Origin of the sequence: Parvibaculum sp. (assembly GCF_039973015.1) — a bacterium.
Lineage (GTDB): Bacteria > Pseudomonadota > Alphaproteobacteria > Parvibaculales > Parvibaculaceae > Parvibaculum.
The window spans coordinates 622,063-645,391 of the sequence record NZ_JBDWLT010000008.1 but is presented as its reverse complement, the minus strand read 5'-3'; the positions used below and the strand labels follow the sequence as shown (position 1 = coordinate 645,391).

The window sequence follows — 23,329 nt, the reverse complement described above, 5'->3', positions numbered from 1 at the left end:
AACAACAATGAGCCTTCAGAAATTCATCGTCCGCACACTTCTGAAACTGCCCGATAACCTGCTCGTCAAGATGTCGGGCGGCAAGCCGCGCGCAATCGACGGGCGCATTCTCGACGCCCGCGCGCAATTCCTCGCCGCGCAGGGTGCGCGCCAGCCCTCCATCACCACGCTCGATCCCGCCACCGCGCGCGCAGGCACGAAGGACGGCCTTGCCCTTCTCGATGGCGAGCTGCATCCCGGCGTTGAGGTCAGCGAGCTACAGGTGCCCGGTCCCGGCGGCCCGATGGATGCGCGCCTCTACCTGCCTGCCGGCGCGCAAGCCCCGCTGCCCGGTCTCGTCTTCTTTCATTTCGGCGGATGCGTCATCGGCGACCTCGATACCTGCCATGTCTTTTGCAGCATGATCGCGGGCATTGCCGGTTGCCCGGTCCTGAACGTCGCCTATCGCCTCGCGCCGGAACACAAGTTCCCCGCCCAGGTTGAGGATGCCGTCGCCGCTTATCGCTGGGCGAACGACAATGCCGAGCGCCTGCGCATGGCGCCCGGCCGCATCGGCGTCGGCGGCGATAGTGCGGGCGGCTATCTCTCTGCCGTCGTCGCACAGACCGCGAAGCGCGAAGGCTTCGTGCCCCCCGCCCTGCAACTCCTCATCTATCCGGTGACCGATTGGAGCTGGAAGGGCGGCTCGATGGAGAGCTGCGCCGATGTCTATCCTTTGACGCGCGAGATCATGGACTGGTTCGGCGCGCATTATCTGAACGACCCTGCCGAAGCCACGGATGTTCGTGTCTCGCCCATGAACGAGCCGGATCTTTCCGGCCTCGCCCCCGCGATCGTCGTGACCGCCGGTTTCGATCCCTTGCGCGATCAGGGCGCGGCCTATGCGGAGAAGCTCAAATCCGCGGGTGTCTCCGTCACCGCTCATTGCGAAGACAGCCTGCCTCACGCCTTCACCGCCATGACCGGCGTCATTCCCGCCGCGAAATCCGCCTGCGAGCGGATCGCGCGCGATGTCGGTGCCGCGCTCAGGGACCGCTGATGTTCTACGCCATCGTCAAGGCTGCGCTTTCGGGCGTGCTGGTAATGGTCGTCTCCGAAACGGCGAAGCGCAGCCCCGCCTTCGGCGCGCTCGTCGCATCGCTGCCGCTCATATCGGTTCTCGGAATCGTCTGGCTCTGGCGTGACACGGGCGATGTGGAGCGCATCGCCGCACATGCCGAAGCGACCTTCTGGTATGTGCTGCCCTCATTGCCGATGTTTCTCGTCTTTCCGGCGCTGCTGCGGCACGGCATCGGCTTCTGGCCCGCGCTCGGTCTGGGTTGCGCGCTGACCGTCATCCTGTACCTGATAACGGTGTGGATCGCGTCGCGGTTCGGGATCGCGCTCTGAAAATCTGCGAGTCGTTCTCACGCTTTGCTCCCTTGTCCGCCGAATTTCACCATGCTAATTCCATCTCGTCCTTAGGGGAGTAGCCGCCCTCCGCCGCATCAGGCAGAGAGGGGCGGGCGTCAACAAACTCGGAACTTTCCCGTTCCGTGGCGTCCGCGCTCAGCACCGCTGAACTGGCGAGACCTTTGGCTCACGTGCTGCCTTTTGCCGGGCGGGCGCGTTGGGTCATTGGTTGTCGCGCCCGGCAGCGGAGTCTTCTCGTGGAAGCTTTTCTCGTATCGCTGGGTGCCGTCGCCATTGCTGAAATCGGCGACAAGACACAATTGCTCGCGCTCATCCTCGCCGTGCGCTTCCGTGCGCCCTGGTCCGTCATCGCGGGCATATTCGTTGCCACCATCGCGAACCACGCGCTTGCGGCTTTCGCGGGCACGCTGGTCGCGAGCTGGCTCACGCCCGAGATACTCGCCTGGGTGCTCGGCCTTTCCTTCCTGCTTATGGGCCTCTGGGCCTTGATCCCCGACGAGCCGCCTTCCGAGGAGGAAACGAAAGCCGCGTCCCGCTTCGGTCCCCTCGTAGCGACTGCGGTTGCCTTCTTCCTTGTGGAGATGGGCGACAAGACGCAGATCGCGACCGTTGCGCTCGGCGCGCGCTATGAATCCGTCGCTCTCGTGACCCTAGGCACGACGCTCGGCATGATGGCGGCGAATGTGCCCGTCGTCCTGTTCGGCGAGGCGGCGGCAAAGCGTGTGCCGCTCGGCGTCATGCGGCTCGCGACCGCCGGGCTTTTCATCGTGCTCGGCCTCGTCGCGCTGGCCTCGGCTCTCGGTTATGCGTCCTGATCGGAGCGGAGAAAAGTGATGAGCATCGGGTTGATGCTCGCCGCTTCCTCGCGCAGCACCCAATGCGTACCTTCCGCGAAGAAAAGCGTGCCGCCGCGCTCGCAAAGCGCGATGCTTTTCTTCGCAAGGCTCACATCGCCGAACTGGTCCTTCTCACCCCAGATCAGCAGCACCGGCGTCTCGATGCGCGGCGGTTCGGCGGGAAGCTCCTTCTTCAGCAGCGCGCGATACCAGTGGATCATGGAGGTCAGCGCCTTCGGCTCGCTCCAGGCGCGGCGATAGTGTGCCCACTCTTCCTTGTCGAACGCGCCCTCCCGCGCCGATCCTTCCAGCGCCTCGATCAGCGCCGCATAATTCTTCCGCCGCATCATCCATTCAGGGATGCCGCGTAAGCGGAACATCTTCACATAGCGGCTCTTCTTGCGCTGCACCTTGTCCGTATACATCGCATGTTTCCAGATCGCGGGATGCGGCGCGTTGATCATCGCCGCCTTTTCCATGTTCTGCGGCCGCGTCGAGCAGAGCCACCACGCCACGCTCGCGCCCCAGTCATGTCCGACCACGCGCAGCTTTTCCTCGCCGAAATGGCGCCCGAGCGCGACAACGTCTTCGGCCAGTTCGTCGAGGTCATAGGCTTTGACGCCGCGCGGCTTCCCGCTCACGCCATAGCCGCGCTGGTCCGGCGCGATCACGCGAAAGCCCGCCTTCGCGAGGTCCGGCATCTGGTGGCGCCAGCCGAGGCAATTATCGGGAAAGCCATGCAGCAGAATGACGAGCGGCCCGTCCTCCGGCCCCATCTCCGCATAGTGCAGCGCAATCCTGTCGAGATGCGCCACGCCGAATCGCGCATCTTCCATGCCGGTCATCATGCTTGTCTTTCCCTCCGGGCTTCCCCTGCGTCCGCCGCATTCTAGCGCCGAGCATGGCGAAGTTGGGGCCGTGCCCCTATCATTCGCCGCAAAAGTATTTGCCATAAGCGTTACGGGGAGAATGCCATGCGGGCCATGCGTGTGAATGAGCTATCGGAAGACATAAGTGTTTTGCGGCTGGAGGACGTGACGCTCCCGCCGCCCGGCCCCGGCGAAGTCCGTCTCCGCCTCAAGGCCTGCTCGATTAACTTCCCCGACATCCTGATGGTGCAGGGCAAATACCAGTTCAAGCCGGAGCTTCCCTTTTCGCCGGGCATGGAAGGGGCGGGGCTCGTCGAGGCGCTGGGCGAGGGCGTCACGAAGCTGAAGGTTGGAGACCGCGTCGTCGCCGGTCTCCGCATCGGCGGCTTCGCGGAGGAGGTGAATGCTTCCGCCGAGGCCTGCCGTCCCATCCCCGGCAAAATGGATTTCGCGCAAGCCGCCGCCTATCCCGCCGCTTACCTCACGGCCTATGTCGCGCTTGTCTGCCGCGGCCACCTGCAAAAGGGCGAGACGCTTCTCGTGCATGGCTCCACAGGCGGCGTCGGCCTCGCCGCTGTCGAGATGGGAAAGCTTCTCGGCGCAACGGTCATCGCCACTTCGGCGTCGGACGAAAAACTGAAAATCGTGAAAGAGCGCGGTGCCGACCACGTCATCAACGTCACGCAAGGCTTCCGCGAAAAGGTGAAAGAATTGACGGACGGGCGCGGCGCGGATGTGATCTACGATCCCGTCGGCGGCGACGTCTTCGACGAAAGCGTGCGCTGCATCGCGTGGAACGGCCGCCTCCTCATCATCGGCTTCACCAGCGGCCGCATCCCGTCCGTCTCCGTCAACATGCCGCTGATAAAGGGCTTCTCCGTCGTCGGCGTCCGCGCTGGCGAATATGGCCGCCGCGACCCGGAGGCGGGCAGGGCAAACATCGAAGCCATCGACAGGCTCGCGGCGGAAGGAAAGATCGACCCTTACATCTGCGCCCGCTTCCCGCTGGAGCGCGCGGTCGACGCCATGCGCGTGCTTCAGGAACGCAAGGCCGTCGGCAAGGTCGTCATCGAGATGTAGAAAAATAATGCGTCATTGCGAGGAGCGCGCGAGCGCGACGAAGCAATCCAGGGGCCGCTTGCTCGGTGCTTGCCGCTCTGGATTGCTTCGCTCCCTATGGTCGTTCGCAATGACGATGTTTGCGGGTGCCGCCAAGCCTCAGACGCTCCGCTGCGCCTTGTCCTTGTCGTTCGCGCCGCGGATCATCTCGCGCATCTTGTCCCACTCTTCGTCCGAGAGTTTCGAGAGCCGCGAGAAGTTGCCGCCATTGCCCGAGAAGCCCGCACCGTCGATGGCGATGCACTGCCCGGTAAGATAGTCGCAGCCATCGCCCATCAGGAAGGTGGCGAGGTTTTTCAGTTCGTCCATCTGGCCGACGCGCCCCATCGGAATGCCCTCGCGCGAGCCTTCGCCGTCCGTCGACTGGCCGGGCGAGAGCCGCGCCCATGCGCCTTCGGTCGGGAAGGGCCCGGGCGCAATCGCGTTGAGGCGAATGCCGTAAGGCCCCCATTCGGCGGCGAGCGATTTCGTCATGATGTTGACGCCCGCCTTCGACATCGCGCTCGGCACGGTGAAGGGACCGCCGTTCCACACCCATGTGGTCAGGATCGAGATGACGCTGCCCGGCACCTTGTCGCGGATCCAGCGTGTGCCGATCGAATGCGTGACGTAGAACGAGCCGTGAAAAACGATGCCTGCAATCGCATCGAAGCCGCGCGTCGAAAGGTCTTTTGTCGGCGAGATGAAATTGCCCGCCGCATTGTTGACGAGGCCCGTCAGCGGGCCATCGGCCCAGATTTCCTCGATCATCTCGTCGACGGCGGGCGCCACGCGAATGTCGACGCTATGCGTCTTCACGGAGCCGCCATGTTTGTCCATGAGTTCTTTTGCGGTGTCGTCGAGAACGTGTTTGCGCCGCCCGCAAATGTAAATGTCGGCGCCGAGCCTGAGATAGTCCTCGGCCATTTCCTTGCCGAGGCCCGTGCCGCCGCCCGTTACCAGAATGCGCTTGCCCTTGAGCAATCCGTCGCGAAACATCGTCGCCATATCGTCCTCCCGCATGTGTTTTGCGGGCGAGATTAGCTTGTCATGCGCGCGCCGTCTCGCCTTTCGGTTTGACGCAAGGGAAGGCGGGAACGCGTTCCCTTGACTCGTCATTGCGAGGCGCGGCGCAGCCGCGACGCGGCAATCCAGGGGCCGCTTGTGCTGAGCTTGCCGCCCTGGATCGCTTCGTCGGCCTTCCGGCCTCCTCGCGATGACGATGGAATGGAAACCTATTCCTTCCCGCTGCGCGCCATCAGCACGCTCCACAGCCTCACCGCGACGAAGATCGGGATCACGACGACCGCGCCGAGCAGCAGATATTGCACCGACCAGTCGATGGCGTCGAAACCCATCTCCCAGATGCGCGCCAGCGTGTCGATGAAATCGCGCCAGAGGTCTATCGGCTTGATGCCGAACACGGCGAGCACAACGCCAACCGCGATGGAAGCGACGGCGAGCTTGAAGATCGTGGGCAGAACGGGTCCGCCGAAAAAACGGTTCATGGTCGCTTTCATCCTTGTTTGGCTGCAAGAGGTCCCGCAGCCGTCAAATTCAATCCGCCGCAGCGGTATTGTAAACCGTCCGTACCGGGAAGGGGATGGTAATGCCGTTCTCGTCGAAGCGTTCCTTCACGCGCCGCGTCAGGTCGAATTTCGCCGGCCAGTAGTCCGCATTGTTCACCCAGACGCGCGTCACGATATCGACCGAGCTGTCGCCAAGATTGATGACGCCGATAAAGGGCTCCGGCTCCTTCAGGCAGCGCTCGTCCGCCTCCAGCTCGCCGCGAATGATCTCCATCGCCTTGCCGATATTGTCGCTGTAGGAAATGCCGAAGGTCATGTCGAGGCGGCGTTGCGGGTGATAGGTGTAATTGGTGATCGCCTGCCCCCAGACCTGGCTGTTCGGCACGATGATCTGCACATTGTCGGGTGTGGCGAGCTCGGTCGTGAAGAGCGAAAGCTGTTTCACCGTCCCGGCAACGCCGCCCGCCTCCACATAGTGGCCCGCGCGGAACGGCCGGAAGATCAGCAGCATCACACCCGCCGCAACATTTGAAAGCGTGCCCTGCAGCGCAAGGCCGACGGCAAGGCCCGCCGCGCCGAGAACGGCGATAAGGCTCGCCGTCTGCACGCCGAATTTCGCCAGCACCGCAAGAATGGTGAAGGTGAGCACGAGATAGCGCGCAATGGTGCCGAAGAAGTTCAGCAGCATCTCGTCCATGGTCGGCCAGCGCCCGAGCCCCTGCATGGTCCACACGCGCACACGACCGGCGAACCAGAAGCCGGCGATCAGGATGATGATGGCGGTGAGAAAGTTCACCCCGCCCGCGAGAAGTTGCGGCAGCAGAACGTCGAACTGTTCGCGAATGGCGGACGGCAACTGGTCGAGCATCGGGGGGAACTCCGTGACGATGGCGGGAGAGGGGAGTTTCCCACGACACGCCTCTAAATTGAACCACAGAAAAGGGCCATTTTCGGGACAGTTAACACGACGTCCACCCTCCCCCTGTGGGAGGGTCGAAATTCGCAACGCGAATTTCGGGGAGGGGTAAGCGAGGGAAACGGAAGGCGAGCCAATCGCCGACAACGGAGTACCCCTCCCCGAAAAATTTTCGCTGTGCTCAATTTTTCGACCCTCCCACAGGGGGAGGGTGGGCTCTACACTCTCACGATGAACAGACCAGCCTCCCTTGCCGCGGATGCGTATGACGACGCGCTCCCTCCCGTCTTCGCCCGCTGGTTCGCCTCCCGCGGCTGGCACCCGCGCGCCCATCAGCTCGCGCTTCTCGCGCTGGCGGCGCAGGGCAAGTCCGCGCTCCTCATCGCGCCCACAGGCGCTGGCAAGACGCTGGCCGGCTTCCTTCCGAGCCTCGCCGGTCTTGCCACTCGTCCGGCCCCGAAAAAACGCGCCCTGCACACACTCTATATATCGCCCCTCAAGGCCCTTGCCGTCGATGTGAAGCGCAACCTCGAAATGCCCGTCGCCGAAATGGGCCTCGACATCTCCATCGAAACCCGCACCGGCGACACGCCGCAAAACCGCCGCCAGCGCCAGCGCCGCGAACCGCCCGACATTTTGATGACGACGCCGGAGCAGCTCGCGCTTCTCCTGTCCTATCCCGATGCAGGCGTCTTCTTCGGCTCGCTCTCTTGCATCGTGCTGGACGAGTTGCATGCGCTGGCGAATTCGAAGCGCGGCGATCTCCTCGCGCTCGGTCTCGCGCGCCTCGCGAAGCTCGCGCCGGGTCTTCGCCGTACCGGCCTCTCGGCCACGGTTGCCGAGCCCGATGCGCTGCGCCGCTATCTCATGCCCCAACTCCCCGGCGCGGAAAATCTCAGCGAGATCGTCGTCGCGCCCCCCGGCGCGCTCCCGGAAATTTCGGTGCTCACACCGGCGGATGAAGGCGATGAAGAAATCCGCATTCCCTGGTCGGGACATTCCGCCCGCCATGCGCTTCCCGCTGTCTATGAGGCGATCCGCGCGAACCGCACGACACTCGTTTTCGTCAACACGCGCTCACAGGCCGAATTCGTCTTTCAGGAGCTCTGGCGGCTGAACGAGGATACGCTGCCCATCGCGCTTCACCACGGCTCTCTCTCGGCGGAGGCGCGCCGCAAGGTCGAGGCCGCCATGTCGGCGGGTACGCTCCGCGCTGTCGTCTGCACCTCGACCCTCGACCTCGGCATCGACTGGGGCGAGGTCGATCTCGTGGTGAACATGGGCGCGCCCAAAGGCGCGAGCCGTCTTCTTCAGCGGATCGGTCGCGCGAACCACCGCCTTGACGATCCCTCGCGCGCCGTCCTCGTGCCTGCAAACCGTTTCGAGGTGCTGGAATGCGAGGCCGCGCGCGCCGCCGCCATCGAAGGCGCGCAGGACGGCATGGTCTCGCGTACCGGCGCGCTCGATGTTCTGGCGCAGCACATTCTCGGTTGCGCCTGTTCAGCGCCCTTCGACCCGGATGAGCTTTATGAGGAGGTGCGCTCCGCCGCGCCATACCGCGAACTCACGCGCGAGGCGTTCGGCAAGGTGGTCGACTTCGTTTCGACCGGCGGCTATGCGCTGAAAAACTACGACCGCTTCGCGCGTCTGCGGCCCAATGCGAAGGCCGAGGGCGACATGCGCTTTCGCGCCGCCTCTCCTTCCGTCATCCAGCAATATCGCATGAATGTCGGCACCATCGTCGAGGCGCCGATGCTGAAGGTCCGCATGATCAAGCGGGGAGGGCGCCGCCCCATAGGCGCGATGGGGGGAAGATACCTCGGCGAGATCGAGGAATATTTCATCGACCAGCTCTCGCCCGGCGACACCTTCCTTTTCGCGGGCCATGTGCTTCGCTTCGAGGGCCTCGCCGAAACGGAGGCGCTGGTCACGAAGTCGAATGCCGCCGAGCCCATGATCCCGTCCTATTATGGCGGCAAGTTCCCGCTCTCGACCTATCTCGCCGCCCGCGTCCGCACCATGCTCGCGCATCGCGAGCAATGGGCGGCGCTCCCCGCGCCCGTGCGCGAATGGCTGGAAATACAGGCATGGCGCTCCGTCCTGCCGGCCGAGAACAATCTGCTGGTGGAAACCTTCCCGCGCGGCGACAAGTTCTACCTCGTCTGTTATCCCTTCGAGGGCCGCCTCGCGCATCAGACGCTCGGCATGCTGCTCACGCGCCGCCTCGATCGTGCGGGCGCGCGGCCTTTGGGTTTCGTCGCCTCCGAATATGCGCTCGCCATCTGGTGCCTGCGCGATCCGGGTATGATGCATGAGCGTCACGAGCTGCCGCTTGGCGAACTTTTCGCGGAAGACATGCTGGGCGACGATCTCGATGCATGGCTTGGCGAGTCGAGCTTGCTGAAACGCACCTTCCGCGATTGCGCGATCATTTCCGGTCTCATCGAGCGCCGCTATCCGGGCTTGGAGAAGACGGGCCGTCAGGTCACTTTCTCCTCCGACCTCATATATAATGTGCTGCGCGAGCACGAGCCGGACCACATCCTGCTCCGCGCCACCTGGAATGACGCAGCAACCGGCCTTCTCGATGTCGGCCGTGTGGCGGAAATGCTGAAGCGCGTGAAAACCCGCATCACCCTGAAGCGCCTCGACCGGGTCTCGCCGCTTGCCGTCCCCGTTCTTCTCGACATCGGCAAGGTCAGCGTGGACGGTGAGGCAAATGAGGCGCTACTCTCCGAAGCGGCGGACGATCTGATTGCCGAGGCGACGCGGCTTGTTTGATGCAAGCCGACTCGATCTATAAAAGATGAGGCCCGGCAGTCGCTGCACATGCTGGGACTTGGCCACAAACAAAATTGTCATCCCGGCGAAAGCCGGGACCCATGGGCTTATCGTCTCGGCAAAATGCTCGATCTGAAAAGAGAAATACAAGCAACCGCCCATCCCTCGCTCCTTGTCTGTGGGCAGGCCTTCGATCTCATGCCGGAAGGCGCGGCGTGGTTGGCCGACGAGCGCCTGCTCGTCGTCGCCGATCTTCATTTCGAGAAAGGCTCAGCTTTCGCCGCGCGTGGGCTGCCGCTCCCGCCCTATGATACGCGCGCCACCATCGCCCGCCTTGAAGCCCTTGCCGAGAAGCTGAAACCGCAAACCCTCGTCGCCCTTGGCGACAGCTTCCATGATCGTGAAGCCGAGCATCGCATGTCGCCGGAAGATGCGGCCCGCCTCTCGCGTCTCTCGTACTCGCTCGATTGGATCTGGATCGCGGGCAATCACGATCCGGTTCCGCCTCGCGCCTTCGGCGGCGCGGTGATGGAGGAGCTTCGCATTGGTCCGCTCACCTTCCGCCACGAGCCGCAGGCCGCGCCGTCGACGGGCGAGGTCGCGGGCCATCTTCATCCGTGTGCGGCGGTTCGCGTTCGGGGGCGCCGTCTCCGCCGCCGCTGTTTCGCATCGGATGGCACCCGGATGATCATGCCGGCCTTCGGCGCCTATGCAGGTGGCCTCAATGTTCTCGATACGGCTTACGATGATCTTTTGCCCGGTTTCGATTTTCACGCCTGGATGATGGGCGCGAAGACGGTTATCCCCGTTTCCGCGCGCCGCCTCGAAGCCGATTGAGTCGAAAAAACTTGTCCCCGGTTTTCTGACTTGGCGCAAAACCCCGCCGGTGCTTTTTTGAGAGACGCAAAAAGCGGGGATTATTTTTTTCACCCTCCCCCTGCGGGAGGGTCAAAATTCGCCCGCGAATTTTGGGGAGGGGCAGGTTGCGAGCTCTGCCCTCAAATCCGGGCATAAATTTTCTTCGAACCGTCTCCGAACTGCTTTGTGACGGTTTGGTGACGTTTCGATGACGGTCAGCGGCAAAACAGGTCGCCTTATCCCCGCTCGGCCGCCCGCTCAGCCGAAAGTGGCGAGCACCGGAAACGTGTTGATGAGGAAGATCGCAAGCGTCTCGAATGTGCCTGTCAGCATCATGAGGCCGGTGATCGCCAGCAGCACACCCGCCGCGATTTCGACCTTGTGCATGTGCTTGCGGAACGTCGAGGCGAAGCTCAAAAATCCGCGTACGGCGAATGCAGCCGCGAGAAACGGAATGCCGAGTCCGAGCGAATAGACGGTAAGCAGCGTCACGCCTGCGCTGAGGCTTTCCTGTGCCGCTGCGATGGTGAGGATCGTTGCGAGAATGGGGCCAATGCATGGCGTCCATCCAAATGCGAAAGCAAGCCCGAGCAGATAGGGGCTTGCGAATTGCATCAGCGGGCTTCGTTCGCCTTCGCCGTTCCCCGCGATGTAGAAGCGCGCCTCGCGGTTGAGAAAGGCGATGCGGAAGAGCCCCATATAGTGAAGCCCGAAAACGATGATGACCGCGCCTGCGATCTGCGACAGAAGTTCTTTGTGCTGAAGGATAAGCGGGTTGATCGCGCTCGCGCTCGCGCCCAGCGCAACGAAGATCGTCGTGAAGCCGAGCACGAAGCCGATGGCGCCGAGTGCCACGCGCTGCGTCAATCCTTCGGAGGCGAGCGGCTTTCCCTGCTCGTCTTCGCGCGTCAGCTCTTCGAGCGAGGTGCCTGCGATGAAGCAGAGATAGGCCGGCACCAGCGGCAACACGCAAGGCGAAAGAAAACTGATGAGCCCGCCAAGACCCGCTGCAAAATATCCGACTTCCATGCCTGGCTCCCTAACGGCGGCTCATGACGGCGGAGGCGAGCCAGCCCGCGAATGCTGCAACCAGCACGGCAATCATGCCGTAGAGCAGCGGGTCCTGATGCGCCATCCGATAGAGAAAGCGTTCGGCGCCTCGCTTGTCGATATAGAGCGGCGATGAAATCGTGTCCACGACTTCGCCTTCCTGCAGCAAAAAGACCTTCGCGGTGTAAAGGCCGACGGGTACGTTTGCCGGAATCTTGACGGTTGCGCGAAAAAGCGTCTGGCCGAGAAAGGTCACACCGCCCGGCACATTTATATAAAGACCTTCGCGCCGCTTGTTGCGGATCAGCGCTTTCCAGAAGGCGCGCTCCTCGTCCGGCGGCAGGATTTGCAGCGTGCCGTCGATGGCGCGCGCGGTCGGCATACCGGGGTCGATGTTCTCGATGCCGATGCGCAGCGCCTTCAGCGTTTCGGGTGTTGCCGTCACTTCGAGCGGCCGCGTGCTTGCGATGGCGTAATAGCCGGGCACGCTTGGATAGGTCACGCTGTCATGGTTCACCCAGATTGCGGCCATCTGTTCCTTGCGGCGCACCGTCAGCGGGCGCACCGGCCCCTGCACCACGACAACGATATCGCGATTGAGCGCGCGTGATCCGGGCCTGGCTGCTTCCACCGCGCCGAAGAGAAGGATTTCGGTGCCTGTGAAGTTGGAGCGGATCGCGATCTGGTGTTCCGACAGGTCGGTGACGAGCTGGTCCGCACGGGCGGGCGCCGCGAAGAAAAGAAGTGCAATGAATGCTGTCACGCAACGCCGCATCATGATTGCGGCTCCGCTTCGATCACGGAGTAGAGGTCGGGCGGTGTGCTCACAAGGTCATAGCCGAGCCTCATGCCGATGAGGAGAAGGATTGCCGCAAGCAGTGCACGCAACTGCTCGGCGGGCATCTTCTCTGCCGCGCGTACACCATATTGCGCGCCGATCACACTGCCGACCACCAGCAGGAAGCCGAGCACGATATCGACCGCCTGGTTTTCGAGCGAATGCATCACGCCGGTCAGCGCCGCGACGAAGACGATCTGGAAAAAGGATGTGCCGATCACGACATTGGTCGGCATCCGCAAGAGATAGATCATCGCCGGGATCATGATGAAGCCGCCGCCCACGCCCATGATCGCGGAAAGCGTACCGACGAAATAGCCGACAAGAATGGGCGGGATCACGCTGATGTAGAGTTTCGAGCGGCGAAAGCGCACCTTGAAGGGCAGGCCGTGGATCCAGCTGTGATGCTTGCGCTTGGGGGCGCTTCCGCCGCCGCGCGCCGCGCGGATCGCCTGCACGCTTTCCACCATCATCATCGCGCCGATCACGCTCAGAAACAGAACATAGATAACGGAGATGGCGAGATCGATCTGGCCGACGGCGGCCAGCAGCTTGAAGATGTAGATCCCGCTCACGGAACCGGCGATGCCGCCCAGCAGAAGGACGCCGCCCATTTTGAAGTCGATGGACTTGCGCGCAAAATGCGCAAGCGCCCCCGTCACCGAGGAGGCGACGACCTGCGTCGTCTGTGTGCCCACGGCGACGGCGGGTGGAATGCCGAGAAAAATGAGAAGCGGGGTCATCAGGAAGCCGCCGCCAATGCCGAACATGCCGGAGAGAAAACCGACTGCAACGCCCATGGCGAGAATGGTCAGAATGCTGACCGGCAACTCGGCAATCGGCAGGTAAATTTGCATCTCGCGCGCGGCTCCGGCTTCCAGAGACACTCAAGACGGCAATGCCTTGAGAAGGAAGGTGGATGCGGATTGGGGTAGCACGTCCCCCCGCCGATTCCTAGCGCTCTGGTCCTGGCGCTCTGGCGAAAGATCAGTGCGGCGTCGCTTCGAGCGTCGCCAGTGTTTCGCGCGTAACCGTCCCTGTCGTCTCCAGCCCTTCTGAAAGCTGGTATTCGAGTATCGCATCTCTTGTGCGCGGGCCCATCAGCCCGTCGGGCGAGCCCGCATCGTAGCCGAGACGGTTGAGCCGGTCCTGCGCCCGCGCGATGGCCGCGCGTGTCGCGGGGCCGTCCGCGCCGCCTTCGAGCGACGAGACATCCCAGGTCTTGAGCGAGGAGGTGTCGCCATTGGCAAGCGGTTCGGGCTTCTTCGCGCTCCACGTGCCGGAGGCGACTTTGGCGCGGGCAAGGTCTTCGGGGCTCAACTCGGTGGCGATGGCGTCGCGCTTTGCGGCCGCGCCCTTGTCGCCGCCCTTCGCTGCGATATCCAGCCACTTGTAGGCTTCGACCGGGTTCTTGGTTACGCCAAGGCCGCGTTCGTTCAGGATCGCGAGGTTGTACTGGCTGTCGCCGAGGCCGTAATTCGCGGCCTGGGTAAACCAGCTTGCCGCCGTCGTGAAGTCCTGCGCCGTGCCGCGCCCTTCCGCGTGAATGACGGCGAGATTATGCATTGCCTTCACGTTGCCGCCCTTCGCGGCCTTCTCGTACCACTCGCGCGCCTTGGCGTCGCTCTGCGTTACGCCGCGTCCCTTTTCATACTGCGCAGCAAGCCGGTATTCGGCGACGGTCAGTCCCTGCTTTGCTGCCCGCTCGAACCATTTGGCGGCTTCGGCCATGTCCTGTGTCACGCCTTCGCCATTCGAGTAGCGAAGGCCGACTTCATATTGCGCGGCCGCGTCGCCCTTTGTTGCGGCGTCCATCAGCGTCACTTTCGCGGGCTCGACCGGCGCCGTCTCGACAGGTGTCGAGGGAGCCGCTGTGGCCGGCGCTGCGGGCGTCAGCGTTGCCGTGCCCGCCGGTGTCGCGGTTGACTTCGAGACGGGCTTCTTCGGTGCGGGAACGAGGGCGTCTTCGGGGGGCGCCGGTTTGGCGTTGGCTTCCGGCGCCGCAGTTCCGCTCGAAGCGGTGCCGCTGGCGCCGGTGCCTTCCGGACTGGCCTCCGGGTTTTTCGTTGCCGCAGGTGTTTCCCCGAGCACGCTTGGCGCGGGCACCGCTTCGCCGCCGCTCGCGTTGCCCTCATGGGTTACGGCAGGCGCACTCGGCGTCGAACCGCCGCGCAGCATCACATAGGCGCCTGCGAGAACGGCGAGCAGCAAGAAGCTCGCCGCCACGCCGATCACCAGCTTGCGGCGCCGGCCCTCGCCATTGTTCTCGGCGCTAAAGCGCGCAGAAGAGTCCGCGAATCCCGGTGTATGGGCGCCGTTATAGGCAGGCTCCTGCCGCGCGCCGCCGTCTGCAGCCGCCTGCGCGGCACGTCGCGCCGCGGCGAGAAAGTCGTTTGCCGCGCGCTGTCCTGCGTTCTGCACGGGCTCGGGCGGATCGGGCGGAATTATGCCGTCGTCGATTTCGTCATGCGGGTCCGCGTAATAGCTGTCCTGCTGCTCTTCGGCGAAGGGCGGTGCTTCCGCGTCATCCTCGTAATCGTCATGCGCGTCGTAATGAAAATCATCCTGGGCGGCGGCGCGCGCGGGCGGCGCGGCGTCATAGGCATCGAACGGCGGGGCAGCCGGTGCGGGTTCGCGGCGCGGCGCATCATGGCCGTGTGACGCATCGGCCGAGCGCGCATGTGTTTGCGGCCGGTCCCAGTCACCCGGTCCGAAGGCCGGGCCGAGATTGCTGCCATAGGCAGGACCCATCATCGGCGGCGCGTCGAAATTCGGTATGCCGAAACCGGGGCCGGACGGCGGAAAACCCGCTGCGAGTCCGCCGGCATTGATCTGCGGCGACAGCGTCGTGCGTGCCTTTACGGCCTTGGTTTCTTTTTCGAGATGGCTGAGGCGGTTCGTCATGCGCTCGATTGTCGTCTGCAACGACGTGAGGGCTTCGCGGTCGCGGCTTTCGCTCTCGCTGAGGTTCTCGCCGATCCCCGCAACCGCCTTTTCGACGGCCTGCGCGGCTTCCATCGTCATGTGCTCGTTCTGCTCGAGCCGGCGCGTCATCTGTTCGAGGCGCGCGGCAAGCGCATCGGGAATTTCCGTGCGCCGCGAATGATCAATGTCCTCAAGCTTCTTGACGAGCGTGCTGACCGTCGTCTCCAGCGTCGTTTCGAGCGCTTTCGCGGTTTCGTCGGCGCTGTGTTCGGCGCGTTCGACACGCTGCGCAATTCGCTCAAGGCTCTGTTGCAGGTTCTCGATCGTCTTGCGCTGGCTCTCGGCGTTCGATTTTTCCTCGATCGCCTTCAGGGCCGCTTCGACGGCCTGCGGTCCGACGGTGCTGACGCCCTGCTCCATCTTTTCAAGGCGCGTGGCGAGTTGCGTCAGTGTACCTTCAAGGGCCTGCGCGCGGCGCTTGGCCTCCTCGCGCTCGGTTTCCTGTTCGGCATTCTCGATGCGCCCGGAAAGGGCGGAAAGCGTCTGGCGGATTTCGGCAAGCGTATCGTCCGTCCGCCGCTCTGATGTTTCGAGGTGGTCGACGACGGAGTTCAGTGCCTTTTCAAGCGTCTGGATGGCGCGGGTGTCTTCGCCGCGTCCGCCTCTGCCGCGCTCTGCGCGCTCCATGCGTTCACCGAGCTGTTGAAGTTTGCGCTCCAGCGGATCGATCGTGCGCGCCTCCGAATACCTGTCTTCCATCTCGTGCTCCGACTGGTCGAGGCGGGCGGCAAGCTGGCCCACGGTAGCTTCAAGCTTGCGCGTCATGTCGGCCGTGCGGCGTTCGCTGCCGTCCACCCGCTGCACGAGTTCGCGCACGGCTTCCGCGACGGGGCCGAGATCGATCTGCGGTTCCGGCATCCGGTTTTGCGGTGCGCTTTGCTGCGGCTGGCTGTATCGGGATTGAGACATCTCAGGGTCCTGTTGCCCAACTTCGTCGGTGCCGGTGTCCATGATGATCTGGTTCAGCCACGCGCCGAGCGTCACGCCTTGCCGGCGTGCTGCCTGCTTGGCAGCCTCCCGCGCCTCGGGTTCAATACCCTTGACGCTCCATGGAACCCCCGATCGCATCCGAATCACTATGCCCGTTAACCCTTTGGGCCAGTATAAACCGCGCTATCTGGTATTTCTAAACACGGACTGACCCAAAATCTTGTTGTGGTCGCTGATCTCGTCCTCGGCGCGCAAATAAGTGCCGGGACGTGCTGTTTCAGCACGCACAATAAAGCGGCAAGGTCGGTAAATACGGCGTTAACCGGAGGTGCTAAGTTGGTGCCATGCCGGTATTTTTTCGCTTGAGGCGGGAGGAGGTTCAGCCCGCCGGATGGCTGTTGCGAAGCTTCAGCATGGCGGCATCGCTCCATTTCGACCATTCCCGCGCCTTGGCGAGGTAATCGCGATAGGAAAGGGCGATCCGCCCTGCGAGGTCGCTTGATCCCGCAAGTTCCGCCAGCACCTCCTGCGAGGCCTCCGCCATGGCGGCCGCGACCGGCTCGGGCCATTCTCGCAGTTCCGTGCCCCCCGCCGCGACGAGTTGGGCAAAAGCCTCGATATTGTGAAAGGTGAAGTCGGCCAGCGTTTCGGCGGCGGAGGCGAGCGCCGCACCGTGCACGATCTCCTTGAGGTCATCGGGCAGCGTCTCGAACTTCTCTTTCGAAACCATGAGTTCAAGCGAGGGCCCTGCCTCGTGAAAGGCGGGCAGGTAGTAGTATTTCGCCACCTTGTTGAGCCCGAAGGCGATGTCATTCCAGGGGCCGACCCATTCGGCGGCGTCGATGGTACCGGTCTTCATCGAGGTGAATATCTCGCCGGGCGGCGTCAGCACGACCGTGGTGCCGAGACGGCGCATTACCTCGCCGCCAAGCCCCGCGATGCGGAAACTCAGCCCCTTCAGGTCATCGAGCGTCTTGATCTCGCGCTTGAACCAGCCCCCCGCCTGTACGCCGCTGGAGCCGGCATAAAAGGGCAGAACGCCGAAAGGCGCATAGGCCTCGTCCCAGAGTGCCTGGCCGCCGCCATGGGCAAGCCAGCCCGCGGTCTCTGGCGCGGTCAGCCCGAAAGGGACGCCGGTGAAGTAGTGGAAGGCCGGGTTCTTGCCCTGCCAGTAGTAGGGCGTTCCGTGACCCATCTCGCAAACGCCCCGCGAGACGGCATCGAAAACCTCGAAGGGCGGCACGATTTCATCCGCGCCATAGAGCTTCACGCGCAACCGTCCGCCTGACATCGCGCCGATCCTGTCGGCAAGACGTTGCGCATTGACGCCGACGCCCGGCGCCCCCTTGGGCCAGCAGGTTGCCATGCGCCACTCAATGGCGTCTGCCGCGCGCGCCGCCGTGACGACGCCAGGCAGCGCGATTGCGCCTGCCGCAGCGCCGAGAAAGTCTCTGCGTTTCATGATCCGGGCCCCCGAAAACAACGCCGCAGCATCTCACTGCGCCCGTCCGCCCGCAATGCCATTCAGAGAAAGGTTCAGGGGCCGCCGAAAACCTGCGCGGCAATGATCCGGTCGCCTTGCCGGGCTATGCCGACGCCGCTCTCCGTCATCTCGGGTGCCTTGATGTTCTTGCGGTGCATCGGGCTTTCGATCCATTTCTTGACCATGAAGTTTGCGAGTTCCGTATCGCTCATCGCGCCATAGCTCGGCCCTTCCACCACTTCGATGTTTTCGGCAACGCGTCCGGTAAAGCCGGGCTCTACCGCCATCATCCGTTCGCGCGGCCCCTGGCCTTCCGGGTTGAAGTGACCGAAGAAACCGCGCAGTTGCATGTCCGCCGCATGGACCGCTGCAATGCGTTGCAGGTTTGCGTCGGCGGCAAGTTGTCCAAGCCCTTTCTCCGCGCGGTAGGCGTTCACCGCCCGCAGGATCGCCGCGCTCAGCCCGGCATGGGTCTGCGCCGCGGCGCTTGCCTCTGCGGGCAGCGTCGTTGTGTTGACCTCTTTGGGCTTCTGGGGCGTCCCGCTTCCCTGCGTCGCGCATCCGGCAAGGAAGGCGAGGGCCAGAAAGGCAAATCCGGCGGCGGCGATGCGGTTCATTTTCATGCTCTCCGTTATTTTTCCCTTTTCGGGCCCACTAGACCATTGCGGGCCCCTCGCTCCAAAAAGTTTTCGCGATGCCATTGACGCTTACGTCAACGTCAACTAGATTTCGGTCTACTTTTAAAAACTGGCTGAAAACGGCCAAAAATTCCAGTTTGAAGCGCCCGGGAGGGCACCGCGTCCCATTCGGGAGGACAGCGGCGCACGGCCCGAAGTCAGGGAGAGAAACATGGAACAGCAGCTTCACGAGGCCTCCGGCACAACCCACCGGCACAATGGCGGCGAGATGGCGAACGGCGTCACCTTTTCAATCACGGAACTTGCCGAGGAATTCGGCCTGACCACGCGCGCCATCCGTTTCTATGAGGACAAGGGTCTGTTGAGCCCCGAGCGCCGTGGCCAGACCCGCATCTACCATCCGCGCGATCGCGCCCGCCTGACGCTGATCGTACGCGGCAAGAACGTCGGTCTCGCCTTGGCCGAGATCAAGGAAATCCTGAGCCTTTACGATCAGCATGACGGTTGTGAGACACAGAACCGGGTCGCGGTCGGCAAGTTTCGCAAGCGCATCGCCCAGCTTGATGAGCAGCGCCGCGAAATCGACCTCCAGATCAGGACGCTGGAGGAAAGCTGCGCTCGCCTCGAGGCGCAGATCGTCGAGCAGGTAAAGGCGGCAGGCAACGGCGCGGCTGCGGCAAAATCGACCGCCCGTCCGGCAAAGACGAAGAAGCCGGAAAAGGCTATCGTCTGAGGTAATCGCGCGCCCCTGGCAATAGGGGCGCAGCTTACCTGCCGGAGAGGACACTCATGCCGACCTACAAAGCACCGCTGCGCGAATATCGCTTTCTGCTGAACGAGCTGCTGGACTTCTCGCAATATGCGAGCCTGCCCGGGTTTGAGGACGCACCGGCGGACCTCGTGGACGCCATTCTCGAAGAAGCTGCGAAGCTGACCGAGGAAGTTTTGCTGCCGCTCAATCAGGTCGGCGACCGCGAGGGCTGCAAGCTTGAAAATGGTGTCGTGACGACGCCCAAGGGCTTCAAGGAAGCATACAAGCTGCTCGTCGATGGCGGCTGGCCCGCGCTCGTTGCCGACAAGGATTACGGCGGTCAGGGCCTGCCCAATGCGCTCGGCGTCATCTTCAACGAGATGGTGTCCTCCGCGAACATGGCCTTCGGCATGTATCCGGGCCTCTCCCACGGTGCCTATTCCGCGCTGTCACAACACGGTACGCAGGAGCAGAAGGACAAGTACCTGCCGAAGCTCGTGACCGGCGAATGGACCGGCACGATGAACCTGACCGAGCCCCATTGCGGAACCGACCTCGGCCTTCTGCGCTCGAAGGCCGTGCCGGTTGGCGATGGGTCCTACAAGATCAGCGGTCAGAAGATTTTCATCTCGGCCGGCGAGCATGATCTTGCCGACAACATCCTTCATCTCGTGCTTGCCCGCATCGAAGGGGCACCGGAAGGCGTGAAAGGCATTTCGCTCTTTCTCGTGCCGAAATTTCTCGTCAATGACGACGGCTCGCTTGGGGATCGCAATGGCGTTTCCTGCGGGTCGCTCGAAGAGAAGATGGGTATTCACGGCAATGCCACCTGTGTCCTCAACTATGATGAGGCGATCGGCTGGCTCGTGGGCGAAGAGCACAAGGGGCTTCGTGCCATGTTCACGATGATGAACGAAGCGCGCCTCGGCGTTGGCCTTCAGGGCCTCTCGCAGTCGGAAGTGGCCTATCAGAATGCTGTGACCTATGCGCTCGAACGTCTGCAGGGCCGCTCGCTCACTGGTCCGAAAGCGGAGGACAAGCCCGCCGATCCGCTGATCGTTCACCCCGACATCCGCCGTATGTTGCTCGACATCAAGGCCTTCAACGAAGGCTCGCGTGCGCTCCTCGTCTGGACGGCGCTGCATGGCGATCTCTCGCATCGCTCGGATGACGAAAAGACGCGCGAGTTCGGCGACGACATGATGGCTTTGCTGACGCCGGTGCTGAAGGGCTACTTCACGGATCGCGGCTTCATGAATGCGGTCGATGCGCAGCAGGTCTATGGCGGTCACGGCTATATCGCGGAATGGGGCATGGAGCAGTTCGTGCGCGATGCCCGCATCGCCATGATCTATGAAGGTGCCAACGGCGTGCAGGCGCTTGACCTTGTTGGCCGCAAGCTCGCGCAGAATGGCGGCCGCGGTGTCTTCGCCTTCTTCAAGGCCGTGGATGATTTCGTGGCGGCGAATGAGGGCGACGAAAAGATGAAGCCTTTCGTCGCGCCGCTGGCTGGCGCGCGCAAGGATCTCGAAGCCGCAACCATGTGGTTCATGGAAAACGCACTCGAAAACCCGGACAACGCCGGCGCCGGGTCCACGCCCTACATGCACCTTTTCGGGGTGACGGGCATTGCTTTCATGTGGGCCATGATGGCGAAGGTTGCGAATGACAAGCTCCCCGCCGCAAAGGACGGGGACAAGGCCTATTACGAAACGAAAATAAAAACCGGCCGCTACTACATGGAACATGTGGTGCCGGAGACGGCGACGCATCTCGCGCGCATCCGTCACGGTGCCGCTCCCATGATGGCGTTGGCCGCAAACGAGTTCTGAACGGGACGTCTCAGGGAGAACGACGAATGAATGCCGAATACAAATCGCCTTGGCTTAACGAGGAATTGCAGATCCTCCAGGGCGCAGTCGCCAAGTTCTATGAAAGGGAATTCCAGCCTCATGTCGAGCGCTGGGAGGAGCAGGGCCATGTGGATCGCGAAGCATGGCTGAAGGCAGGTGAAGCCGGCATTCTCTGCGCGTCGATCAAGGAGGAATATGGCGGCGGCGGCGGTAACTTCGGCCATGAGATGGTCATTGCCGAAGAGCAGGGCCGCGCCGGCATTTCCGGTTTCGGCAACTCGGTTCATTCGGGCATCGTCGCTCACTACATTCAGTCCTACGGCACCGAGGAGCAGAAGAAGAAGTGGCTGCCGAAAATGGCGTCGGGCGAGATTGTCGGCGCCATCGCCATGACCGAGCCGGGTACGGGCTCTGACCTTCAGGGCGTCAAGACGACGGCGAAGAAGGTCGGCAACCAGTACGTCGTGAACGGCCAGAAGACCTTCATCACCAACGGCCAGCAGGCGAACCTCGTCTGTGTCGTGGCGAAGACCGATCCGGCGGCAGGCGCCAAGGGCACCTCGCTCATCATGGTCGAAACCGAAGAGGTTGAAGGTTTCCGCCGTGGCCGCAATCTGAAGAAGATGGGACAGAAGGCGCAGGACACCTCCGAGCTCTTCTTCGATGAAGTGAAGGTGCCGACCTCGAATCTCCTCGGCGCGGAAGAAGGCAAGGGCTTCATCCAGCTCATGCAGCAATTGCCGCAGGAGCGCCTCATCATCGCCGTGCAGGCCTGTGTCGCAATGGAAATGGCCCTGAAATACACGGCCGACTATGTGAAGGAGCGTACCGCTTTCGGCCAGCGCATCCTTGATTTCCAGAACACGCAGTTCAAACTGGCCGAGTGCAAGACCGAGGCGACGATTGCCCGCGTCTTCACCGACGACTGCGCCGTGAAGCTGCTCGACGGCAAGCTCGATCCCACCACAGCGGCCATGGCCAAGTGGTGGACCACGCAGAAGGAAAACGAAATCATCGATACCTGCCTGCAGTTCTTCGGCGGCTATGGCTACATGATGGAATATCCCATCGCGAAGCTCTACACGAACGCCCGCATCCAGAAGATCTACGGCGGCACCAACGAGATCATGAAGATGCTCATTGCCCGCTCGCTCTGAAGCTGTTCCCGGCGAAGCGCCTCCTTCAAACGGAGGGGGCGCCTCGTCGAAGGAGCCGCAAGTAACGGAGCAGACGGCGGCCGCAACGCACGGCCCCAACCGATTTAACGTCCCCCAGGGAGACATGAAATGACCGATTGTTATGTCTATGACACCGTCCGCACGCCCCGCGGCAAGGGCAAGAAGGATGGCGCGCTGCACGAAGTGACGGCGCTCGAACTTTCCACGCAGACGCTGAAGGCGATCCGCGACCGCAACGGCCTCGACACTTCGAAGGTCGATGACGTTGTGCTTGGCTGCGTCGATCCTGTCGGCGAGCAGGGCGGCGACATCGCCCGCATCGCCGTGTTGAACGCGGACTATGCGCAGACGACGGCCGGTGTGCAGATCAACCGTTTCTGTGCTTCGGGCCTCGAGGCAACCAACATGGCGGCTGCGAAGGTCATTTCCGGTGAAGCCGACATGGCGATTGGCGGCGGCGTCGAAAGCATGTCTCGCGTTGGCATGGGCGCATCGGGCGGTTCCTGGTCCACCGATCCGGGCATTGCCTTCAAGTCCTACTTCACGCCCCAGGGCATCGGCGCTGACCTCATCTGCACCAAATACGGCTTCTCCCGGGCAGACGTCGACGCCTATGCCGTCGAAAGCCAGAAGCGCGCGAAGAATGCCTGGGACAAGGGCTATTTCAAGGGCTCCGTCATTCCGGTGAAGGACATCAATGGCCTCACCATCCTCGACCATGACGAGCATATGCGTCCCGAAGCGACGATGCAGTCGCTCGGCGCGCTCGCACCTTCCTTTGCCTCGCTCGGCGAATTCGCTTTCGATGGCGTGGCGCTGGAGCGCTACCCCGAAGTGGAAGAAATCACCCACTGCCACCACGCGGGCAATTCGTCCGGCATCGTCGACGGCGCCTCGGCTGTCCTCGTCGGCAATCTCGAAACCGGCAAGGCGATGGGCCTGAAGCCGCGCGCCCGCATTCGTGCCATGGCCTCCATCGGCTCCGAACCCTGCATCATGCTCACGGGTCCGGCCGATGTGTCGCGCAAGGCGCTCGCCAAGGCGGGCATGAAGCCGGAAGACATCGACCTCTACGAACTCAACGAAGCCTTCGCCTCCGTCGTGCTCCGTATGATGCAGGCGCTCGATATCCCGCACGACAAGATGAACGTGAATGGCGGCGCCATCGCCATGGGTCATCCGCTGGGTGCCACCGGCGGCATGATCCTCGGCACTGTGCTCGACGAGCTCGAACGCCGCGATCTCAACACCGCGCTCGTTACGCTTTGCGTCGGCGCGGGCATGGGCACGGCCACCATCATCGAACGCGTGTGAGGTAGAGAC

At 63.1% G+C, this 23,329-nt stretch carries 20 protein-coding genes and 1 riboswitch; of the genes, 10 read left to right on the top strand and 10 right to left on the bottom strand.

What is annotated here, in order from left to right; translation table 11 throughout:
- Nucleotides 1-7 precede the first annotated feature (7 nt).
- The 3 genes from ABJO61_RS09205 to ABJO61_RS09195 all read left to right on the top strand — a co-directional run bounded on the left by ABJO61_RS09205 (nucleotide 8) and on the right by ABJO61_RS09195 (nucleotide 2,228).
- Nucleotides 8-1,039: an alpha/beta hydrolase gene (locus tag ABJO61_RS09205; protein WP_348324086.1), complete on the top strand. Its 1,032-nt coding sequence runs from the start codon at nucleotides 8-10 to the stop codon at nucleotides 1,037-1,039.
- Entirely contained in the window at nucleotides 1,039-1,389 is a 351-nt protein-coding gene (locus tag ABJO61_RS09200) for a DUF3147 family protein (protein WP_348324088.1), read from the top strand. The genes ABJO61_RS09205 and ABJO61_RS09200 overlap by 1 nt, the downstream gene beginning before the upstream one ends.
- A 61-nt stretch (nucleotides 1,390-1,450) precedes the next feature.
- Nucleotides 1,451-1,643, top strand: a riboswitch (yybP-ykoY riboswitch).
- A 6-nt stretch (nucleotides 1,644-1,649) separates the two neighbouring features.
- Nucleotides 1,650-2,228, top strand: a complete 579-nt coding sequence (locus ABJO61_RS09195; RefSeq protein WP_348324090.1) for a TMEM165/GDT1 family protein — start codon at nucleotides 1,650-1,652, stop codon at nucleotides 2,226-2,228.
- Here ABJO61_RS09195 and ABJO61_RS09190 read toward each other — a convergent pair.
- Nucleotides 2,216-3,097 carry an alpha/beta hydrolase gene (locus ABJO61_RS09190; RefSeq protein ID WP_348324092.1) on the bottom strand — a complete coding sequence of 294 codons (882 nt, stop codon included), beginning with the start codon at nucleotides 3,095-3,097 and terminating at the stop codon, nucleotides 2,216-2,218. The genes ABJO61_RS09195 and ABJO61_RS09190 overlap by 13 nt on opposite strands.
- A 126-nt stretch (nucleotides 3,098-3,223) precedes the next feature.
- Between ABJO61_RS09190 and ABJO61_RS09185 the strand changes: the two genes are divergently transcribed.
- Entirely contained in the window at nucleotides 3,224-4,198 is a 975-nt protein-coding gene (locus tag ABJO61_RS09185) for an NADPH:quinone oxidoreductase family protein (protein WP_348324094.1), read from the top strand.
- A gap of 138 nt (nucleotides 4,199-4,336) precedes the next feature.
- On the opposite strand, the gene ABJO61_RS09180 is transcribed toward ABJO61_RS09185, so the two are convergent.
- The 3 genes from ABJO61_RS09180 to ABJO61_RS09170 form a co-directional block, all read right to left on the bottom strand.
- A complete protein-coding gene (locus tag ABJO61_RS09180) occupies nucleotides 4,337-5,215 on the bottom strand; it encodes an SDR family oxidoreductase (RefSeq protein WP_348324196.1) in 879 nt (292 codons plus the stop codon).
- A gap of 236 nt (nucleotides 5,216-5,451) precedes the next feature.
- Nucleotides 5,452-5,724 (bottom strand): DUF6460 domain-containing protein, encoded by a 273-nt coding sequence (locus tag ABJO61_RS09175; RefSeq protein WP_348324096.1) that lies wholly within the window; start codon nucleotides 5,722-5,724, stop codon nucleotides 5,452-5,454.
- A gap of 49 nt (nucleotides 5,725-5,773) precedes the next feature.
- A complete protein-coding gene (locus ABJO61_RS09170) occupies nucleotides 5,774-6,613 on the bottom strand; it encodes a mechanosensitive ion channel domain-containing protein (RefSeq protein WP_348324098.1) in 840 nt (279 codons plus the stop codon).
- A gap of 279 nt (nucleotides 6,614-6,892) precedes the next feature.
- Between ABJO61_RS09170 and ABJO61_RS09165 the strand changes: the two genes are divergently transcribed.
- Together ABJO61_RS09165 and pdeM are read left to right on the top strand one after the other, a co-directional pair.
- Nucleotides 6,893-9,442 carry a ligase-associated DNA damage response DEXH box helicase gene (locus ABJO61_RS09165; RefSeq protein WP_348324100.1) on the top strand — a complete coding sequence of 850 codons (2,550 nt, stop codon included), beginning with the start codon at nucleotides 6,893-6,895 and terminating at the stop codon, nucleotides 9,440-9,442.
- A gap of 123 nt (nucleotides 9,443-9,565) precedes the next feature.
- Nucleotides 9,566-10,279 (top strand): ligase-associated DNA damage response endonuclease PdeM, encoded by a 714-nt coding sequence (gene pdeM / locus ABJO61_RS09160; protein WP_348324102.1) that lies wholly within the window; start codon nucleotides 9,566-9,568, stop codon nucleotides 10,277-10,279.
- Nucleotides 10,280-10,558: 279 nt separating this feature from the next.
- Here the strand turns inward: pdeM and ABJO61_RS09155 are convergent, their stop codons facing one another.
- The 6 genes from ABJO61_RS09155 to ABJO61_RS09130 form a co-directional block, all read right to left on the bottom strand.
- Nucleotides 10,559-11,329, bottom strand: a complete 771-nt coding sequence (locus ABJO61_RS09155; RefSeq protein WP_348324104.1) for a cytochrome c biogenesis protein CcdA — start codon at nucleotides 11,327-11,329, stop codon at nucleotides 10,559-10,561.
- A 10-nt stretch (nucleotides 11,330-11,339) separates the two neighbouring features.
- Complete coding sequence (locus tag ABJO61_RS09150) at nucleotides 11,340-12,128, bottom strand: TIGR02186 family protein (RefSeq protein WP_348324106.1); 789 nt, start codon at nucleotides 12,126-12,128, stop codon at nucleotides 11,340-11,342.
- A complete protein-coding gene (locus ABJO61_RS09145; RefSeq protein WP_348324198.1) occupies nucleotides 12,125-13,045 on the bottom strand; it encodes a sulfite exporter TauE/SafE family protein in 921 nt (306 codons plus the stop codon). The genes ABJO61_RS09150 and ABJO61_RS09145 overlap by 4 nt, the downstream gene beginning before the upstream one ends.
- A gap of 130 nt (nucleotides 13,046-13,175) precedes the next feature.
- Nucleotides 13,176-16,241, bottom strand: a complete 3,066-nt coding sequence (locus ABJO61_RS09140; RefSeq protein WP_348324108.1) for a peptidoglycan-binding protein — start codon at nucleotides 16,239-16,241, stop codon at nucleotides 13,176-13,178.
- Nucleotides 16,242-16,482: 241 nt separating this feature from the next.
- Nucleotides 16,483-17,565, bottom strand: coding sequence for a TRAP transporter substrate-binding protein (locus tag ABJO61_RS09135; protein ID WP_348324110.1), 1,083 nt, complete (start codon nucleotides 17,563-17,565; stop codon nucleotides 16,483-16,485).
- 74 nt (nucleotides 17,566-17,639) lie between these two features.
- Nucleotides 17,640-18,203 (bottom strand): CAP domain-containing protein, encoded by a 564-nt coding sequence (locus tag ABJO61_RS09130; RefSeq protein ID WP_348324112.1) that lies wholly within the window; start codon nucleotides 18,201-18,203, stop codon nucleotides 17,640-17,642.
- Nucleotides 18,204-18,435: 232 nt separating this feature from the next.
- Here ABJO61_RS09130 and ABJO61_RS09125 point away from each other — a divergent pair, with 232 nt between their 5' ends.
- From ABJO61_RS09125 to ABJO61_RS09110, 4 genes are all read left to right on the top strand, one after another.
- A complete protein-coding gene (locus ABJO61_RS09125) occupies nucleotides 18,436-18,957 on the top strand; it encodes a MerR family DNA-binding transcriptional regulator (protein ID WP_348324114.1) in 522 nt (173 codons plus the stop codon).
- Nucleotides 18,958-19,013: 56 nt separating this feature from the next.
- Nucleotides 19,014-20,807 (top strand): acyl-CoA dehydrogenase C-terminal domain-containing protein, encoded by a 1,794-nt coding sequence (locus tag ABJO61_RS09120; RefSeq protein ID WP_348324115.1) that lies wholly within the window; start codon nucleotides 19,014-19,016, stop codon nucleotides 20,805-20,807.
- Between the two features lie 26 nt (nucleotides 20,808-20,833).
- Nucleotides 20,834-21,985, top strand: coding sequence for an acyl-CoA dehydrogenase family protein (locus ABJO61_RS09115; RefSeq protein ID WP_348324117.1), 1,152 nt, complete (start codon nucleotides 20,834-20,836; stop codon nucleotides 21,983-21,985).
- Nucleotides 21,986-22,114: 129 nt separating this feature from the next.
- A complete protein-coding gene (locus tag ABJO61_RS09110; RefSeq protein ID WP_348324119.1) occupies nucleotides 22,115-23,320 on the top strand; it encodes an acetyl-CoA C-acetyltransferase in 1,206 nt (401 codons plus the stop codon).
- Nucleotides 23,321-23,329: the final 9 nt, after the last annotated feature.

What these genes read in the sequence shown, in the direction of transcription:
- ABJO61_RS09205 (WP_348324086.1), top strand. Translation starts at nt 8, where the DNA reads ATGAGCCTTCAGAAATTCATCGTCCGCACACTTCTGAAACTGCCCGAT.
- ABJO61_RS09200 (WP_348324088.1), top strand. Translation starts at nt 1,039, where the DNA reads ATGTTCTACGCCATCGTCAAGGCTGCGCTTTCGGGCGTGCTGGTAATG.
- ABJO61_RS09190 (WP_348324092.1), bottom strand. Translation starts at nt 3,097, where the DNA reads ATGATGACCGGCATGGAAGATGCGCGATTCGGCGTGGCGCATCTCGAC.
- ABJO61_RS09185 (WP_348324094.1), top strand. Translation starts at nt 3,224, where the DNA reads ATGCGGGCCATGCGTGTGAATGAGCTATCGGAAGACATAAGTGTTTTG.
- ABJO61_RS09180 (WP_348324196.1), bottom strand. Translation starts at nt 5,215, where the DNA reads ATGTTTCGCGACGGATTGCTCAAGGGCAAGCGCATTCTGGTAACGGGC.
- ABJO61_RS09175 (WP_348324096.1), bottom strand. Translation starts at nt 5,724, where the DNA reads ATGAACCGTTTTTTCGGCGGACCCGTTCTGCCCACGATCTTCAAGCTC.
- ABJO61_RS09170 (WP_348324098.1), bottom strand. Translation starts at nt 6,613, where the DNA reads ATGCTCGACCAGTTGCCGTCCGCCATTCGCGAACAGTTCGACGTTCTG.
- ABJO61_RS09165 (WP_348324100.1), top strand. Translation starts at nt 6,893, where the DNA reads ATGAACAGACCAGCCTCCCTTGCCGCGGATGCGTATGACGACGCGCTC.
- pdeM (WP_348324102.1), top strand. Translation starts at nt 9,566, where the DNA reads ATGCTCGATCTGAAAAGAGAAATACAAGCAACCGCCCATCCCTCGCTC.
- ABJO61_RS09155 (WP_348324104.1), bottom strand. Translation starts at nt 11,329, where the DNA reads ATGGAAGTCGGATATTTTGCAGCGGGTCTTGGCGGGCTCATCAGTTTT.
- ABJO61_RS09150 (WP_348324106.1), bottom strand. Translation starts at nt 12,128, where the DNA reads ATGATGCGGCGTTGCGTGACAGCATTCATTGCACTTCTTTTCTTCGCG.
- ABJO61_RS09145 (WP_348324198.1), bottom strand. Translation starts at nt 13,045, where the DNA reads ATGCAAATTTACCTGCCGATTGCCGAGTTGCCGGTCAGCATTCTGACC.
- ABJO61_RS09140 (WP_348324108.1), bottom strand. Translation starts at nt 16,241, where the DNA reads ATGCGATCGGGGGTTCCATGGAGCGTCAAGGGTATTGAACCCGAGGCG.
- ABJO61_RS09135 (WP_348324110.1), bottom strand. Translation starts at nt 17,565, where the DNA reads ATGAAACGCAGAGACTTTCTCGGCGCTGCGGCAGGCGCAATCGCGCTG.
- ABJO61_RS09130 (WP_348324112.1), bottom strand. Translation starts at nt 18,203, where the DNA reads ATGAACCGCATCGCCGCCGCCGGATTTGCCTTTCTGGCCCTCGCCTTC.
- ABJO61_RS09125 (WP_348324114.1), top strand. Translation starts at nt 18,436, where the DNA reads ATGGAACAGCAGCTTCACGAGGCCTCCGGCACAACCCACCGGCACAAT.
- ABJO61_RS09120 (WP_348324115.1), top strand. Translation starts at nt 19,014, where the DNA reads ATGCCGACCTACAAAGCACCGCTGCGCGAATATCGCTTTCTGCTGAAC.
- ABJO61_RS09115 (WP_348324117.1), top strand. Translation starts at nt 20,834, where the DNA reads ATGAATGCCGAATACAAATCGCCTTGGCTTAACGAGGAATTGCAGATC.
- ABJO61_RS09110 (WP_348324119.1), top strand. Translation starts at nt 22,115, where the DNA reads ATGACCGATTGTTATGTCTATGACACCGTCCGCACGCCCCGCGGCAAG.